Here is a 15,691-nt window from a genome sequence, read left to right on the forward strand (position 1 = left end):
GTTTCTGTGCTAAATATCGGTAAGGAAACAGTTGTTGAGTTACAGCTTGTTCACCAGTCGCTTAATACATTGCCCTGACCTTGTTCACCAGTCGCTTAATACATTGCCCTCACCCTAAATCTGGATCCCAGAGTGGGATCCAGATTTTGAGAGGTGATCAGATGATTTCTGAACAGGCTGTAATTGGCGATCGCCACTTAACTTTGAAAAATCAGTCAATCCCATTGATAGCCATGACCCAAGTATTTAATAGTACCGCCTCCGCCCTCTGTTACTCAATTATTTGCGATCGCACCCCCACCGAGGAAACCCGCGAATTTTATCATAATGATGTCGTGCGATTTGTCCTGGAACAACATAGGCGAATGCCCGATTATCTGCAATTTCCCATCTGGCTATTAACCGTTATTTTCGACTGCTGGGGATGGCTAAACGCCTCACCCTTTCATCGTCAACCCCACCAGCTTCGTCGCCAACAAATCGAAGCCTGGAAAAATTCCCCTTTTAGCCCCTGTCGGGATTTGATGCGCTTTTATGAGAGTTTAGTGGTACTGTGTTGGCAATCTTTGGTTAATTCCAATCAATGCGATCGCCATGTTTGAACCCCAATCCTGTGAAATTGCCGTCATTGGTTCCGGTCCTGGGGGTGCAATTACCGCCTGTTTATTAGCCGAAGCCGGACGGGATGTGCTACTTATCGAAGAAGGCGCTTTTCTTCCCCTAGAGTCCTGTGCGCCCTTTTCCCAGGAGGAAATGGTGCAGAAATATCGCAATGGGGGGTTAACAGCAGCCCTAGGAACCCCCAAAGTTCAATATGTCGAAGGTCGCTGTGTGGGGGGAGGTAGCGAAATCAACAGCGGGCTGTACCATCGAACCCCGGCGCAGATATTGGAGAGGTGGCGGACTGAGTTTGAGGTGGAAGGCTTAGAAGATGCTGACCTGTTACCCCATTTTCTAGCCTGCGAAGAGGCTGTTACTGTCTGTTCCCTACCAGGAAAACCCCCCGCCGCCTCTCTGAAACTCCACGAAGGGGCTATCAAGTTGGGCTGGGAGTCCCTAGAAGTGCCGCGCTGGTTTCGCTATGAAACCCAGGATGACCCGAATTTACCACCCAAGGGAACCCGCCAGTCAATGACTAAAACCTTTATACCTCGCGCTTTACGGGCGGGGTGTAGGTTGCGCTCAGAGACGCGAATTAACCGAATTGGTCGCCGAGGTAAAAAGTGGACTATGTGGGCTAATACGGGCGAAATTGAGGCGGAAACGGTGTTTATCTGTGGCGGGGCTATCCAAACCCCGGCTTTGTTGCGGCGCAGTGGGATTACTGACAATATTGGGAATTCTCTACAACTGCATCCGACGGTTAAGGCGATCGCTCAATTTTCCGAACCTGTTAACGCCCTTGATATGGGGGTTCCCGTCCATCAGGTTAAGGAGTTCGCCCCCCGGTTCAGTTTTGGCTGTTCGATTAGTTCCCCCCCTTACCTGTCGGTGGGAATGGTGGATCATCCTGAGTATATGGGGGAGGTACACCGCCACTGGGAAAATATGGCGATTTATTATGCCATGATTACCGCCTCCGGTCGGGGGTCGGTGCGTACCCTCCCCGGTTTTCGCGATCCTTTGGTGCGCTATCGCCTCACGGGTGAGGATTTGCGAAATTTGGGTGAAGGTTTGCGGAAATTGTCTCAACTGCTATTTGAGGCGGGGGCGATCGCAGTTTATCCCAGTTTGTCGGGTTTTGGGCGGTTGAAGAGAGACGATGGCGATCGCATCCCGGAAATTCTCCCGGCGGCGAGTACCAATTTGATGACGGTTCATCTGTTTTCCTCCTGTCCTATGGGAGAAAATCGTCGCCTGTGTGCGGTCAATTCCTTTGGCAAAATTCATGGCTTTGAGAATCTTTATATTGCTGATGGGAGTCTGTTATGTACCGCCCCCGGCGTGAATCCTCAAGGGTCGATTATGGCGATCGCTCGACGGAATGCGTTACAGTTTTTAGACCAAAGCTGTTGAATAATTACCAACTGCCAAAACTGTTCTAATTTCTGCCATCAATAATGTTGTTAATTCCCCGAAAAATAACAATTATACCCACCACGGCTTTCTACCTGATTCCGGTTGTCATTTTAATGGCATTTGTGATCATCTACGGCGTGAGAGTTCCCCACTGGGATGAATGGGCGATCGCCACCATCTTTGAGAAAATAGCCCAGGGAAAAGCTGGGTTAAGCGATTTTGCCGAAATGTACAATGATCATCGCTACTTTTTCCTGAGATTAATTATCGTCCCCTTGGCATTTATTTCCGGTTGGGAGAAGATTTATGAAATCTTAATCGGGGTGTTATTTGCCATCCTTAACGGGATGTTAATTGTCAAAATTTCTCGCCAATGTTATCCAGATATTTCGCACTCCCGCCAATTCCACATTATTAATGGTCTATCCTGTCTGATTCTGTTTTCCCTAGGACAGTATCAAAATTGGCTGTGGGGATTACAATTGGGGATATTTCTAGTTAATCTGTGCGTGACAACTTCTCTCTGGGTTCTCAATTCACCACCAGCCAAAAATAGCCTAATTTTGGCGACTCTACCCATCCTCATTGCCAGCTTCACATTAGCCCAAGGCATTATAGCATGGTTGGCGATTTTACCCACAGTTTTTTTAAGCCATACTCCCATCAAATCAGGATTAAAAAACAGCCTGATATGGCTAGGATTATTTGCCATTACTACCGCCGTTTATTTGCTGGGATATGACAGCAACAATCCCAGCAACTTTAACCTGTTGTATCTGCTCAATCATCCAGTGTTTTGGGTGCGGTTTTTTGTCACCCTATTAGGAGCGCCTCTAGGTTTCTATTCTGTGCCATTAGCCAATATTTTGGGGGTTTTGGTATTATTCAGCTTTGGGGGTGCGATCGCCTGGGGATATCAAAAAAACGGGTTCCAATTTTTAAAAACTGTCGCCCCCTGGATTAGTTTAGCATTGTTCGCCTTACTATTTGCAGCCATTACCACTTTTGGCAGGGTTGAAGCCGCATTATTTACCGATTTAGGATTAGATTTTGCTTTGGGTTCCAGATATATCAGCAATTCCCTCTTTTTGTGGGTAGCGGTGTTACAAATTGGGTTATATTTCGCCAGTGGAGAGGTTCCCCTTCTTCCCGGTAAACGGGGATTAACTGGTGTAGCGATCGTGATAATTTTTCTAACCGCAATTAATTCAGTATATGCCATTAACGAAGGTCAAGAATATCGGCAAATTTCTCAGCAGATAACCAGATGTCTGAAGGTGATCCAAGTTTGGGACGATCGCTCTGATAGCTGCTGGAAATGGTTTGAAATTATCCCCTCTCGCGATCGCTTTAAACAAACAGCGATCGTCTTAAATGATTTGGGATTTATTGACAGTCCTCAACTACAATTTATCAAGAGTTCCGAAAATTATGGTGCGATCGTCTGGGACAATTCCCCAGGTGTGTTTTCCCAAAACCATGAAAATGGCTGGATTATATTGCACGGAAAATTACAACTTAATCCCCAGCTAGTTGATGACAATAATCAGCTGATGATACTTTCCAAGTCTTCAGAAGCCACAGCAATTTCTTACCCAGAGATTGACCAAAATTTTTGGCGGGCTGCCATAGAAACAGCAGTTTTTAATCTGTATGAAAATACATCAATTCAAGCATGGATCAAGATAGGGGAATCCTCAGAATTACTACCTTTGGCGGGAGAAACTCAGATTAAAGTAGTTCTTGATGGCATCCCTAACCCCGGCTTTAACCGCCAACCTGAAAGCATTTACGGCTATATTAATCCCCCCCTCGCCACCTTAACTTTAAACCCCGGCGATCGCTTTATGCTAAACGGTTGGGCGGCGTTTGGCGATCGCGACCAACAACCCGATCGCGTCTTTTTTTCATATAGCGACCAGGACTTTTTCTTCGCCGACACCGCGATCGATTTGGAAACCCCCCAGGTGGCCGAATATTTCCATAGCGATCGCTACTCAAAATCTGGTTGGATCGCTGAACTTTCCGCGCGGGATATTCCCCCCGGAGAAACCACTATTCACGCTTGGGTTTATGATCCTGATAGGGGGGAGTTTGTCACCCTACAAGGAGAAATTCCGTTAATTATTCTAGGAGGACCAGAGAGAAACCATGAGTGATCTAGTTTTAGTTACAGGTGCATTAGGCTGGTTGGGATTCAGTTTGGTAAAAGCCCTAGTTAAAGGACTTCCAGATATTGAGGCTTTTTCCCAACCCAGAAATAATCAGATTATTCGCTGTCTAATTTTACCCGGTCAAGACCCCAAAATTCTGAAAAACCTCTCCGATAAAATTGAAGTGATTGTCGGAGATTTGCGGAATCCCCAAGACTGCGATCGCTTTTGTGAAAATGCGAATCATGCCATTCTATTTCATACCGCCGGAATCATTCACCCTCCGCGCGTTTCCGAATTTTATCATATCAATGTCAACGGAACCCAAAACCTGTTAAATTCCGCCGTCACCAATCGCGTCAAAAGGGCTGTGATTGTCTCTTCTAATTCTCCCTGTGGTTGCAATCCCCACCCCGATCATTTATTTGATGAAAAATCCCCCTACCATCCCTATATGAATTATGGCAAATCCAAAATGCTGATGGAGTTAGCCGTTATTTCCATGCAGCAATCAGGAAAAATAGAAACCGTTATCGTCCGTCCGCCCTGGTTTTACGGGCCAAACCAACCCCCCCGACAAACCCTATTTTTCCAAATGATTCGGGATGGAAAAGGTCCCATTGTAGGAGATGGAAATAATTTGCGATCGATGGCTTATATAGACAATCTCTGTCAAGGACTTTTGCTATCAGCCGAATCCGAAAAAGCCAACGGTGAAACCTACTGGATAGCCGATAATCGCCCCTATTCCATGAATGAAATTATCGATACAGTCGAGAAACTGCTAGAATCAGAATTTAACCAAACTTGCGCCCACAAACGTTTAAAATTACCCGGAATTACCGGAGATATTGCCACCTTAGTTGATGGCACTTTGCAGAGTTTAGGATTATATCAGCAGAAAATTCATGTATTATCAGAAATGAATAAAACCATCGCCTGTTCCGTCGCCAAAGCCCAACGAGAATTAGGCTATTATCCTACAGTTTCCCTAGAAGAAGGAATGCGTCGTAGTCTGAAATGGGTGTTCGAGAATTACCGAGGAATTGATAACTAATGGCTGATTATATCATCGTAACCGAGGGATTAACCGCTACAGAAGCCACTGCAGCCGTCGATAACTTATCCCCTTATTTTAAAGCCGTAATCTGTCAGTTAGCCGCCGATGCTGAACCCAATTCTCGCGTGTTTGTTGCGCCTGGTAATCCCTTCGGACATTCCCAATCTGAGGAAGATTATGCAGGGGAATTTCTCCAGCAATTGCGCCCAGATTTACAGGTTTTAGTTCCCCAAAATGTCCGAGATAAAACCTATTTAGATACCTTTGATAATGCACGGGTATTGCGTTATTGGTTAAAGCAGGAAAAATATTGGCCCCTAGAGTCCGTTATTTTATACTGCAATAAACCCCACAGTTTCCGAAGTCGGATCATGTTTAAATCCTGTGATTTTCCGGTTCAAAAAGTAGTAGGTTGTCGTCCAGAGAAGGTTGATAATTCTATGGCGATCGCCCCTCGATTATGGTTTTATAATTACCCGCCGATCCAATTCCTTTACGAATTAGCCACATTAGTTTACGATGCTGGGAGAGTCATTATTTGGAAGGTTAGCGGTAGTCCATGAAACATCTGGTAACAGGGGGTTCCGGCTTTTTAGGAAATCTGATCGCCCGTCGGTTGTCGCAACGGGGAGAAGAAGTCAAAATACTAGATATTTGGGAAGATCCAACTCGCCCCCAGGATCTTGAATATATTAACTGCGATATTCGCGATCGCCAAGGTGTCGCCGCCGCCATGAAAGGGGTTGATATCGTTCATCATAATGTCGCTTTAGTTCCCCTTACCAAGTCGGGAAATAAGTTTTGGGAAGTGAATGTCGAAGGGAGTCGGATCGCAGCTGAGGAAGCTGCTAAAGCCGGGGTTAGCAGTTTTATTCACATGAGTTCTAGTGCCTTATTTGGCGACCCAAAATGTCCCATTACTAACGATACTCAACCCCAACCTGTGGAGATTTACGGACGCGCAAAATTGGCGGGAGAATTAGCAGTCCGTGAGGTTTGCGATCGCCAAGGTTTACCCTTAATAGTAATTCGCCCGCGGACGATTTTGGGGGAGGGAAGGTTAGGCATTTTTCAGATTCTATTTGAGTGGATTCAAGAAGGGCGAAATGTCTACGTTATCGGGGATGGAAATATAAAATTCCAGTTTATTCATGCTCTGGATTTAATGGACGCTTACCTATTAGCCTTGGATTTAGGAAAACCAGGAATTTATAATGTCGGAAGCGATCGCTTTGGGAATCTTAGGGAAGGTTTGGAACATTTAATTAGCTATGCGGGTACTGATTCTCAGGTAAAAAGTCTCCCCACCACTTTGACAATTGGCACCTTGAGACTATTGGATATTGTCGGTTTAAGCCCCCTCGCACCTTGGCATTATCTCACCTATCATAAAGAGTTTTATTTCGATGTTGAACCCCTGTTAAATTTGGGATGGCAACCCAAATACTCCAATGATGATATGTTCCAGGAAAGTTACGATTGGTTTCAGAAAAACTATGATAAAATTCAGGCAGAAAAGGCAGGTTCCGCACACCGTAAACCCGTCAAAGAAAAAATCCTTTGGCTGCTCAAACAGTTGTCTTAACTGTTATAATGATGATACACAACTGCTTTCGATAAAGGGGTGTGATGAAACCTAAATTTGGTATAAAAATTAAACCGGAATCTACCCGGGTATCTAATCCCAATTCGGCAGAAGTTACCCCAGAAAAATCGGGAGAAATTGGGGATATAATCAAGTTGCTGCGTCCCCACCAGTGGACGAAAAATCTGTTCTGTTTGGCGGGGGTAATTTTTGGGGGTAGGTTAGGAGAAATTAATGCGATCGCCAACGGCATTTTAATGGTTGTCCTATTTTCCATGATGGCATCAGCCGTCTATATTTTCAACGACATTCAAGACATTGATCGCGATCGCCAACATCCCAAAAAGCGATTTCGTCCCCTCGCCAGCGGACGGGTACAATTAACAACCGCCAAAGCGATCGGCATTTTTTTAATCACCGTTTCTCTCATCGGTTCTTACCATCTAGGAATCCCCACCTTTTCCTGTCTGTTGTTGTACGGAATTAACAATGTCGCTTATTCCCTAAAACTCAAAAATATTCCCCTTTTTGATGTCAATTGTATCGCCTTCGGTTTCGTCCTCCGTCTCCTCGCCGGAATTTACGCCGTGGGAGACACACCCACCGCCTGGATTACCCTTTGTACCTTCTTTTTAACCTTATTTCAAGGTTTCGCCAAAAGGCGTTCGGAACTCCTCTCTCTCCTCCACAAACACAACCCCATCGAATCCCTAGAAGAATTATCCCCAGACTCTCTTAATTCCACCGAAAAACCGTCATATCTGCAACTCTTTTATCAACGGGGTCAAAATAATCAACAGCGCCCCGTTTTATGCCATTATACCCTACCCTATCTCGACTCTTTGCTAAACAGTACAGCCACCATGACCATCATGTGTTATTCCCTATTTACCATCAGTTCCGGGAAAAATACTTCCTTAGTTATCACCGTTCCCATTGTCTATTATGCGGTAATGCACTACAAACGCATCGTCACAGTTTTAGCAGCCGGAGAAGAACCCGATCGCATTTTAATCGAAGATAACAGCATCAAAATCAGCCTATTTGTGTGGCTAGTTTCCTATTTAGCGATCGTCTATTTCGACCTGCATATTTTTCTTTAAAATCAGCCCTACTAGAAACCCGGTTTCTGTGAGAAACCGGGTTTCTTTAGCTTACCCAGTGAGAAACGGGGTTTCTTTAGATTACCGAGGGTTATCAATCTGTTGTATAATTAGTTAGCTGCCAATCAGGGTTGGTAATTATGGCTAAATGTCCAATCTGTGAAACCCAATACACAGAAAACCAGGTCGAAACCTTTACCGTATGCGGTTATGACCTGACCTCGCTAATTACAACTGCCATAGGGGAACCACCCCCGTCAGTAATTTCCAACACGCCACTATATTGGCGGTTCCCCCTCGGATGGTCGAGTGTGGAATGGTCTGCATATTTATGTTGAAAATTTGGTCAATCTTCTGGAATGCAGAGACAAAAGGGTGGTGCGCGGCGGTTCGTGGTACAGCTTTCCAGGTTACTGTCGTTGTGCCTACCGCGACTGTGTTGACCCGGCAGACAGCAGTTACGGTTTCCGGGTGTGTTGTTCCCTCCCGGAGACTCTTCGCCCTTAACTATATTACCCTTTTTTATTGTGATCAGTCTTATCTGCTATGCAAGCCTTAACCATAAAAACTCTGTGTTCTGAAGCTGAAAAATTTTCAATCTTAGAATCCCAACATCTAGAACCTTCACTTTATGGAATTACAGACGGTAAAAAGGTAGGTACTTACTTAGAGCAAAAATTTAGAAACTACCTGAAAAAAAATTATGACTTTAGGGAAGGAAATTCAGCCATTGGTATTGATTTCCCGGAACTGCAAGTTGATATGAAAGTGACGAGTATTAAACAGCCTCAATCATCCTGTCCTTTCAAGTCAGCTAGACAAAAAATTTTTGGTTTAGGATATTCTCTATTAGTGTTTGTTTACGAAAAGCTAGATCATCATGATAATCAAACGGCTAATTTAAAGATTCTGAATGTCATCTATGTGCAAGCAGAGAAAACCGCCGATTTTCAAATGACTCGCGGAATTCGTGAAATTTTGCAAAATGAAGGAAATGTTGATGATTTAATTGCGTTTATGTGGGATCGAAATCTCCCCGTTGATGAAATTGAAGCTACCAATATTGCCGAAGAAATCATGGCTAATCCTCCAGAACTTGGGTTTTTGACAATTTCCAATGCTTTACAATGGAGATTACAGTATAGAAGAGTAATTGAACGTGCGGGTCAGGAAGATGGTATAATTACTGTTTATCGTTTTGAGTAGCTATGTCCGTTATTAACCAAAAATTAAAAGTAGAATATGGAGATTTTCAAACCCCTATAGAGTTGGCGAAACGAATTTGCCAAAAATTGTCAAGTTTAGGGGTGAATCCAGATTTGATTGTTGAACCGACCTGTGGTGTCGGTAATTTCATTGTAGCATCGATTAAACAGTTTAATTTGGCTGCTAAAATTGTGGGAATTGAGATTAACTCTGATTATATTAAAGCAGCTAAAAATAGTCCAATTATTAAACATGATGAGCGAGTTATTATTCACCATGGAGATTTGTTAAATTTCCCGTTGTCAAACTTGGAACAGTCGGGGGAAATCTTGGTTATAGGTAATTTTCCTTGGATTACCAATTCACAACAAGGGTTAATATCCGGTAAAAATTTGCCGCAAAAAAGTAACTTTCTCGGATATAAAGGCTTAGATGCTTTAACTGGAAAAAGCAATTTTGACCTGTCGGAATGGATGCTTATTCAAATTATTGAATGGTTGCAGAATTATGAACATAGCTATCTGGGGATGGTTTGTAAAACCTCTGTGGCTAGAAAAATTTTACACTATTTGCGCGATCGCCAAAAAAATGTCTGCCAATTTTCTACCTATGGAATTGATGCTAAAAAGTATTTTAAGGCGGCAGTTGAATCCTGTCTTTTATTCTGTGAATTTCGAGGTAAATTTAAACGCTATTTTTGTGATGTATTCCCCAGTATGGAAAGTGCGGATTTCCAGAGAATTGGTTTCTCTCATAATCGGCTGATTGCGGATATGGTCACTTTTCAAAAACTGAGTTTTCTTTATTCCGAAACTCAGCCCTTGATTAAATGGCGATCGGGAATCAAACACGATTGTGCCAAAATTATGGAACTTCGTCAAGTTAATGATGATTTAGTGAATGGTTTGGGAGAAAAAGTTAACTTGGAGGATGATTATATTTTTCCACTTTTGAAAGGCTCAGATATTGCTAATGGGAAGATTAGCCAAACTGATAAATATGTCCTGGTTACTCAAAAATCTCTGGGGGAAGACACGACTTTAATTCAAAACCACGCGCCCCAAACTTGGAATTATCTTGAACAGAATGCGGCGAATTTAGATGGTCGCCAAAGCAAAATTTATCAAAATCATCCCCGTTTTTCTATTTTTGGGGTGGGAGACTATACCTTTAAACCGTGGAAAATAGCGATTTGTGGTCTTTACAAAAAACTAGAGTTTCGATTGATAAGTCCCCTCAAGGGAAAACCTGTTTTATTTGATGATACGGTTTATTTTTTGGGCTTCGACACTGAACCGGAGGCGATCGCCATATTTGAAATAATCACTTCTGCTGAGGCGATCGCTTTTTATAATTCACTAATTTTCTGGGATGAAAAAAGACCCATCAAAACCAGCATTCTCAATTGTTTAAATTTACATCCGAGGCTAATACCCCCAAGAAACCCGGTTGTGAGCAACGGGGTTTCTTTTCCCCCACCATGTAGATAGATGGGGAATTGGGGGCGATAATTAGTTAGTAGCTTCGCGCACTGCTTGAAGGTGATTGAGACTTTCTTGATTAATAGCGATCGCCACATCTCCCTGATTATCAAAACCAGATACTCGTTGCACCCGTCCCAAAAAAATCGGTTCCGAAACCCCAGGTTGAGGGTGAACAATAGTTCTAGCGCGGATAACTAAAGGCATTTGTCCTGCGCCGCCGCGACCGGGTGAATATAGGTCACTAGCAGCCTGTTGGAGAGTCGCCTCTAGTTGTGACTCAGTAATATCTGGAGCCACAGCAATCACAATTTGACGAGCGCCATCATCAAACACCCTAGTATAGCGGACGGCTCCAGGAATTTCAACCCGCTGAAATAATCCCAACCCCAAAGCGAACACGCCGCCAGCGAGGACTCCGGTAAAAGCAGTTATCCCCACCAGGCGAAAACGAATGCCCCAGTTTAGCACAAAAGCCAAAACAGTTAATGCCGCGAAAGCCAGGGTAGCGATACCCAGCCACTTAGAAAAATCGAGTAATTCAGGGGTAGTCAACATGGTAAGTCCTGTCTGAGACCAAAAGATTAATAAACCGTCACCTATCAACTGTCAATCATCAACCGTCACCTGTCAAGGCTTTTTCATAATCAGAAAATAAGTATTCATTTCCCCCTTTCCTTTCACGTCAATGATACCTCTGGGTTGAAATTCATAACCATGGCGCAGACGTTGATAGGTAGTTTCAGTGACTTGAATTTTCCCCGCCAACCCATGAGACTCCATGCGGTTAGCAGTGTTGACAGTATCCCCCCACAAATCATAAGCAAATTTGCGAGTTCCAATCACCCCGGCTTCTACCGGACCCGTATTGATACCCATTCTCATAGTCAAAGTTTCTCCGGGTTTTAGGCTAAAATTTGTCACAATCTTTTGCATTTCCAAAGCCATATCAGCGATCGCCTCCGCATGGTCTGGTCTCGGGGTAGGGAGTCCCCCCACCACCATATAAGCATCACCGATAGTTTTAATCTTTTCCAGTCCGTAATTTTCCGCCAACTGGTCAAAAGCGGAAAAAATTTGATTAAGAATTTCCACCAATTCAGCCGGGGATAGATTATCGGATAGTTTAGTAAAATTGACAATATCAGCAAATAATACAGTCACATCAGCGAAGCTATCAGCGATGGTGCTTTCTCCCTGTTTCAACCGTTGTGCGATCGGTGCGGGGAGGATATTCAGCAATAACCGTTCCGACTTTTGTTGTTCCGCCGCCAACTTTTGCAGATAGGCTTGTTCTTGGTCTCGCAGGCGTTTTTTTTCCAAACAGGCATTAATTCTAGCCCGCAATAGAACATGATTAAAAGGTTTAGATAGATAATCCTCTGCACCGAGTTCAATACACCGGACAATGCTATCAATATCATTAACCGCCGAAATCATAATTACGGGAATGTGGCGCAACTGGAGATCTGCCTTGAGGGACTCCAGCACCTGATAGCCGTTCATTTGTGGCATCATAATATCCAACAATACCAGATCCAGGGCAGTCGATCGCATAATTTTCAAGGCTTCAAAGCCATTAGAAGCCACCAGTACATCGTAACCTTGTCTTTGTAAACGTCGGGCCAACAGGTCACGATTGATTTCATTATCATCAACAATCAACACAAGATCCGGGTTAGCATTCATCTAAACTTAGAACTTACAGATGGATATCACGAAGTCGCCTTATTTTTGAGGTGAGTCTCAATTTTCTCAAGTAGGCGGGGGAACTCCACTGGTTTAGTGTCATAATCATCACAGCCAGCAGCGAGACATTTTTCGCGATCGCCAGCCATAGCATGGGCTGTGAGGGCAATCACTGGAATTTCCTTAGTTTTAGTATCAGCCTTAATTTCACGGGTCGCTTGCCACCCATCTTTAATGGGGAGACTCATATCCATTAAAATCAAATCGGGGGCTTGTGTTTGGGCTAAATTCACCCCTTCCGCCCCATCTTCAGCAATTAAGACATCATAACCCTTTCGACTCAAGCGCCTTTTGAGCATATCGCGATTCATTTCATTATCTTCTACCAATAGAATCTTAGCCATGATCTAATTTTAAGGTTGAGGGTTTGACCAGTTATCTTTTCTGAAAAAGCCAGGAAACTACCCAGTTAATTCTCACTCAAACAGCCTTGGGTATAAGCATCAACTCCTGAATACTCTTCGGGGACTTGGGTTGTAGCGATCGCCTCTGAGGTTTTCACCTTGACTCGGGTAGGGATGACCACCTTAAAGGTTGACCCTTCTCCCAGTGTACTCTCTACTTGAATATTACCTCCCATCATTTGACAGAAGCGATCGCTAATAGCCAGTCCCAAACCAGTTCCCCCATAGCGTCGAGTCGTCGAGGCATCCCCCTGGGTAAATGGCTGAAACAGTTGTTCTTGTTGTTCCTGACTCATACCGATTCCCGTATCATGAACTTTAAATTCTAGGACCGAACCCGACTCTTGACTATAGGGGAGGGAGGATACACGAGAGACCTCTAACTTAATTTTCCCATTAGTTGTAAATTTCGCAGCATTACTGAGCAAATTCAGTAGAATCTGTCTAACCTTAGTCACATCAGCATACATAATCCCGATATTGTCAGGACAATCGACGGTCAGGGTGTTATTATTTTTGGACATCAGGGGTTGAGCCGTACCCATAACACTTTCTAAGAGACTGGAAATATCAAAAGCCTCTAAAAACAGGTCCATCCGTCCCGCTTCAATTTTAGAGATATCCAGGATATCATTAATCAGAGTCAGTAGATTTTTACCGGCAGTATAGATCCGTTCTAGGTCAGGCACAATATCTTCATATCCTAATTCTTCCGCTTCCTCGGATAAAATCTCGCTATAGCCGATAATGGCATTGAGGGGAGTACGCAATTCATGGCTCATATTAGCCAAAAAGGTACTTTTAGCCCTGTTAGCGGTTTCGGCGGCTTCCTTGGCGCGTTCTAAGGCTTCTGCTGCTCTTTTTCCTTCGGTGATATCTTCGACAGTTCCTTCATAACAAACCAGTCCCCCCATAGCGTCAAAAACAGCCCTGGCATTTTCCGAAATCCAGATAGTTTTCCCATCTTGGCGATATACTTGGGATTCAAAGCCTGATATAACTGAACTTTTGGCGATCGCTGCTACAAATTCCGCCCGTCGGGTAGGTTTAACATAAAGCTGGGTGCTAACATCGGTCAAATTAGCGATTAAGTCTTCCGGGGAGTCATAACCCAAAATCCTAGCTAAAGCCGGGTTAGCGCTAATATAGCGACCGTCTGGGGTAGTTTGACAGATACCCTCAGCCGCATTTTCAAAGATACTGCGATATTTAGCCTCTGTTTGTCTAAGCACTTCTTCCGTGCGTCGCCTTTCAATAGTGTTAGAAAACATTTCTCCCACCATTTTCAGCAGGCTAATAGTATCCGAAGACAAGGTATCAAGAGAACTGAGACTATCAAAGCGCAAAAAACCCACCAAAGATTTGCGACACACCAGAGGAATCATCGTCAGAAATTGCAGTTGGTGCTGGATATATTCTGGGTATTCATAACCGACCAATCCGGTCTCTTTATGGAAGTTTTCTAAGGCTTCCAGTTCCTCAAGAATCTGCTCAGATAAATTAGCCGATCTAATATGGATAACTTCATGCTTTTGTAACCATGAAACAATCCCCGGAATTACCTCACAGTTAAGTTGGCTTGAGGTGACTTTTACTTGATTTGCGACCACGGAAACCAGGTCTAATGGTTCATTATCTGACGACTCCGACACCAGGTTATTCTCGGCTTTAATAGACATCAAAGTCGAGCGCCAGTCGTAGATAGATTGGCTATGATATTCCGGGTCGGCGAATAGATAAATATAGCTTCTATCTACTCCGATAAACTTGCTTATTTTTTGCAGAGATTCTTTAATTCCTGCATCAATTTCCTCGGTATTTAAACTGATAAAATAGGTGGAAAGGTTCGTGATTAGCTGCTCAAATTCAACCCGATTTTGCAGAGCTTTTTCTACTCTTTTGCGTTCGGTAATATCCCGGAAACTCCAGACCCGCCCCACCAGTTTATTTCCGACTTTAGAAGGGTGAGAGTAAACCTCAAAAATCCTCCCATCCTTGAATTCCACCACATCGTATGTAGGGATGTAAGGTTGGGCGGACAGTTGCATGATAGTTTTGAGAAACTGGGGGGGGTTTTTCAATTGTCGCATCACAAAAGCTAGGGTTGAGCGATTTTGATGAGGGTCAAGGAATGATTCTGGCACCTCCCACATTTGGACAAATTTTTGATTAAAATGGCACACTTGACCATTGCGATCTAAGGCTAAAATTCCGGCATCCGTTGAGTCAAAAGTGGCTTGTAACATGGACAGGGAACGGGCGGCTTCTTGTTCGGCTTGTTGGCGATCGCTAATATCAAAAAACACTAAAACCGTTCCCACCCAACAACCATTTTCTACAATCGGGTTGAGAATGTAGGAAACTGGTAAAACTTGACCATCACGACAGGCTAAATGATCCTGAGCAGATTTCAGCGGTTCTAACAGCTTTTCTCTCGTTTCCTGGTTGACAGGGGAGTGGGAATAATTATTCAGCCGTGATTGAAATTGTTGGGGAAACTCTTGTAAATGGGGAGCAATCAGTTGGAATAAATCTTGACCAGCGATTTCCGACTCTGACCAGCCCAAAAGTTGTTCAGCTTTGGGATTCATCGATAACAGATTCCCCTGAGCATCTAATATACATAATCCCGCACCGAGAGAACCAATTACCGCCTGTAGGCGATCGCGTTCTGCTTCTAACCACGCTTCCGACTCTTGGCGTTGGCGTTCGTATTTTTCGATCATTTCCTCCGAGGAAAATGTCAGAGTTTGCGCCGCTAAATCTCTTTGTTGATCGGCGGCGCGATAACTGGAACTAACCTTTTTTAAAAACTCCCGCCAAGCCTTGGGGTCTGATGATGGCGCGTCCATTTGAAAGCCGATTTCTTGGAGTTGTTGTTGAAGCAGAGGGTGGATCATGGTTCATAATTGAAAAATGGGGACTCAGTGT

13 protein-coding genes are annotated in these 15,691 nt (G+C 43.9%); 9 read left to right on the forward strand and 4 right to left on the reverse strand.

All coding sequences use genetic code 11. The features are described from left to right. The first annotated feature begins 161 nt into the window (after positions 1-161). From NLZ44_RS23115 to NLZ44_RS23155, 9 genes are all read left to right on the forward strand, one after another. The gene (locus tag NLZ44_RS23115; RefSeq protein ID WP_006622032.1) at positions 162-602 is read left to right on the forward strand and encodes a hypothetical protein; all 441 of its coding nucleotides are present in this window, start codon (positions 162-164) and stop codon (positions 600-602) included. After that, positions 595-2,016 (forward strand): GMC family oxidoreductase N-terminal domain-containing protein, encoded by a 1,422-nt coding sequence (locus NLZ44_RS23120; RefSeq protein ID WP_493751292.1) that lies wholly within the window; start codon positions 595-597, stop codon positions 2,014-2,016. The genes NLZ44_RS23115 and NLZ44_RS23120 overlap by 8 nt, the downstream gene beginning before the upstream one ends. 44 nt (positions 2,017-2,060) lie before the next feature. Beyond that, positions 2,061-4,178 (forward strand): hypothetical protein, encoded by a 2,118-nt coding sequence (locus NLZ44_RS23125; protein WP_493751293.1) that lies wholly within the window; start codon positions 2,061-2,063, stop codon positions 4,176-4,178. Continuing rightward, entirely contained in the window at positions 4,171-5,229 is a 1,059-nt protein-coding gene (locus NLZ44_RS23130; RefSeq protein ID WP_493751294.1) for an NAD-dependent epimerase/dehydratase family protein, read from the forward strand. The genes NLZ44_RS23125 and NLZ44_RS23130 overlap by 8 nt, the downstream gene beginning before the upstream one ends. Further along, entirely contained in the window at positions 5,229-5,795 is a 567-nt protein-coding gene (locus tag NLZ44_RS23135; protein WP_006619134.1) for a YdcF family protein, read from the forward strand. Before NLZ44_RS23130 ends, NLZ44_RS23135 begins: the two co-directional genes overlap by 1 nt. After that, positions 5,792-6,817, forward strand: a complete 1,026-nt coding sequence (locus tag NLZ44_RS23140; protein ID WP_493751295.1) for an NAD-dependent epimerase/dehydratase family protein — start codon at positions 5,792-5,794, stop codon at positions 6,815-6,817. The genes NLZ44_RS23135 and NLZ44_RS23140 overlap by 4 nt, the downstream gene beginning before the upstream one ends. Positions 6,818-6,861: 44 nt before the next feature. Continuing rightward, positions 6,862-7,920: a UbiA prenyltransferase family protein gene (locus NLZ44_RS23145; RefSeq protein WP_493751296.1), complete on the forward strand. Its 1,059-nt coding sequence runs from the start codon at positions 6,862-6,864 to the stop codon at positions 7,918-7,920. Between the two features lie 546 nt (positions 7,921-8,466). After that, positions 8,467-9,126, forward strand: a complete 660-nt coding sequence (locus tag NLZ44_RS23150) for a type II restriction-modification system restriction endonuclease (protein WP_008051930.1) — start codon at positions 8,467-8,469, stop codon at positions 9,124-9,126. A gap of 2 nt (positions 9,127-9,128) precedes the next feature. Continuing rightward, on the forward strand, positions 9,129-10,616 hold the full coding sequence (locus NLZ44_RS23155; RefSeq protein ID WP_315640398.1) for an N-6 DNA methylase: 1,488 nt from the start codon (positions 9,129-9,131) through the stop codon (positions 10,614-10,616). A gap of 21 nt (positions 10,617-10,637) precedes the next feature. On the opposite strand, the gene NLZ44_RS23160 is transcribed toward NLZ44_RS23155, so the two are convergent. The 4 genes from NLZ44_RS23160 to NLZ44_RS23175 form a co-directional block, all read right to left on the reverse strand. Then, positions 10,638-11,165, reverse strand: a complete 528-nt coding sequence (locus NLZ44_RS23160; protein WP_493751297.1) for a Ycf51 family protein — start codon at positions 11,163-11,165, stop codon at positions 10,638-10,640. Between the two features lie 72 nt (positions 11,166-11,237). After that, the gene (locus NLZ44_RS23165; RefSeq protein WP_493751298.1) at positions 11,238-12,296 is read right to left on the reverse strand and encodes an adenylate/guanylate cyclase domain-containing protein; all 1,059 of its coding nucleotides are present in this window, start codon (positions 12,294-12,296) and stop codon (positions 11,238-11,240) included. Positions 12,297-12,322: 26 nt separating this feature from the next. Further along, complete coding sequence (locus NLZ44_RS23170; protein ID WP_006619127.1) at positions 12,323-12,700, reverse strand: response regulator; 378 nt, start codon at positions 12,698-12,700, stop codon at positions 12,323-12,325. Between the two features lie 65 nt (positions 12,701-12,765). Further along, positions 12,766-15,660, reverse strand: coding sequence for a PAS domain-containing sensor histidine kinase (locus NLZ44_RS23175; RefSeq protein ID WP_493751299.1), 2,895 nt, complete (start codon positions 15,658-15,660; stop codon positions 12,766-12,768). Positions 15,661-15,691 lie beyond the last annotated feature (31 nt).

Source organism: Arthrospira sp. PCC 9901 (assembly GCF_059013425.1).

Bases quoted from the DNA above. Each gene is read 5' to 3' on its own strand.
- NLZ44_RS23125 (WP_493751293.1), top strand. From the start codon at position 2,061: ATGTTGTTAATTCCCCGAAAAATAACAATTATACCCACCACGGCTTTC.
- NLZ44_RS23150 (WP_008051930.1), top strand. From the start codon at position 8,467: ATGCAAGCCTTAACCATAAAAACTCTGTGTTCTGAAGCTGAAAAATTT.
- NLZ44_RS23135 (WP_006619134.1), top strand. From the start codon at position 5,229: ATGGCTGATTATATCATCGTAACCGAGGGATTAACCGCTACAGAAGCC.
- NLZ44_RS23170 (WP_006619127.1), bottom strand. From the start codon at position 12,700: ATGGCTAAGATTCTATTGGTAGAAGATAATGAAATGAATCGCGATATG.
- NLZ44_RS23175 (WP_493751299.1), bottom strand. From the start codon at position 15,660: ATGATCCACCCTCTGCTTCAACAACAACTCCAAGAAATCGGCTTTCAA.
- NLZ44_RS23145 (WP_493751296.1), top strand. From the start codon at position 6,862: ATGAAACCTAAATTTGGTATAAAAATTAAACCGGAATCTACCCGGGTA.
- NLZ44_RS23160 (WP_493751297.1), bottom strand. From the start codon at position 11,165: ATGTTGACTACCCCTGAATTACTCGATTTTTCTAAGTGGCTGGGTATC.
- NLZ44_RS23140 (WP_493751295.1), top strand. From the start codon at position 5,792: ATGAAACATCTGGTAACAGGGGGTTCCGGCTTTTTAGGAAATCTGATC.
- NLZ44_RS23120 (WP_493751292.1), top strand. From the start codon at position 595: ATGTTTGAACCCCAATCCTGTGAAATTGCCGTCATTGGTTCCGGTCCT.
- NLZ44_RS23165 (WP_493751298.1), bottom strand. From the start codon at position 12,296: ATGAATGCTAACCCGGATCTTGTGTTGATTGTTGATGATAATGAAATC.
- NLZ44_RS23130 (WP_493751294.1), top strand. From the start codon at position 4,171: ATGAGTGATCTAGTTTTAGTTACAGGTGCATTAGGCTGGTTGGGATTC.
- NLZ44_RS23115 (WP_006622032.1), top strand. From the start codon at position 162: ATGATTTCTGAACAGGCTGTAATTGGCGATCGCCACTTAACTTTGAAA.
- NLZ44_RS23155 (WP_315640398.1), top strand. From the start codon at position 9,129: ATGTCCGTTATTAACCAAAAATTAAAAGTAGAATATGGAGATTTTCAA.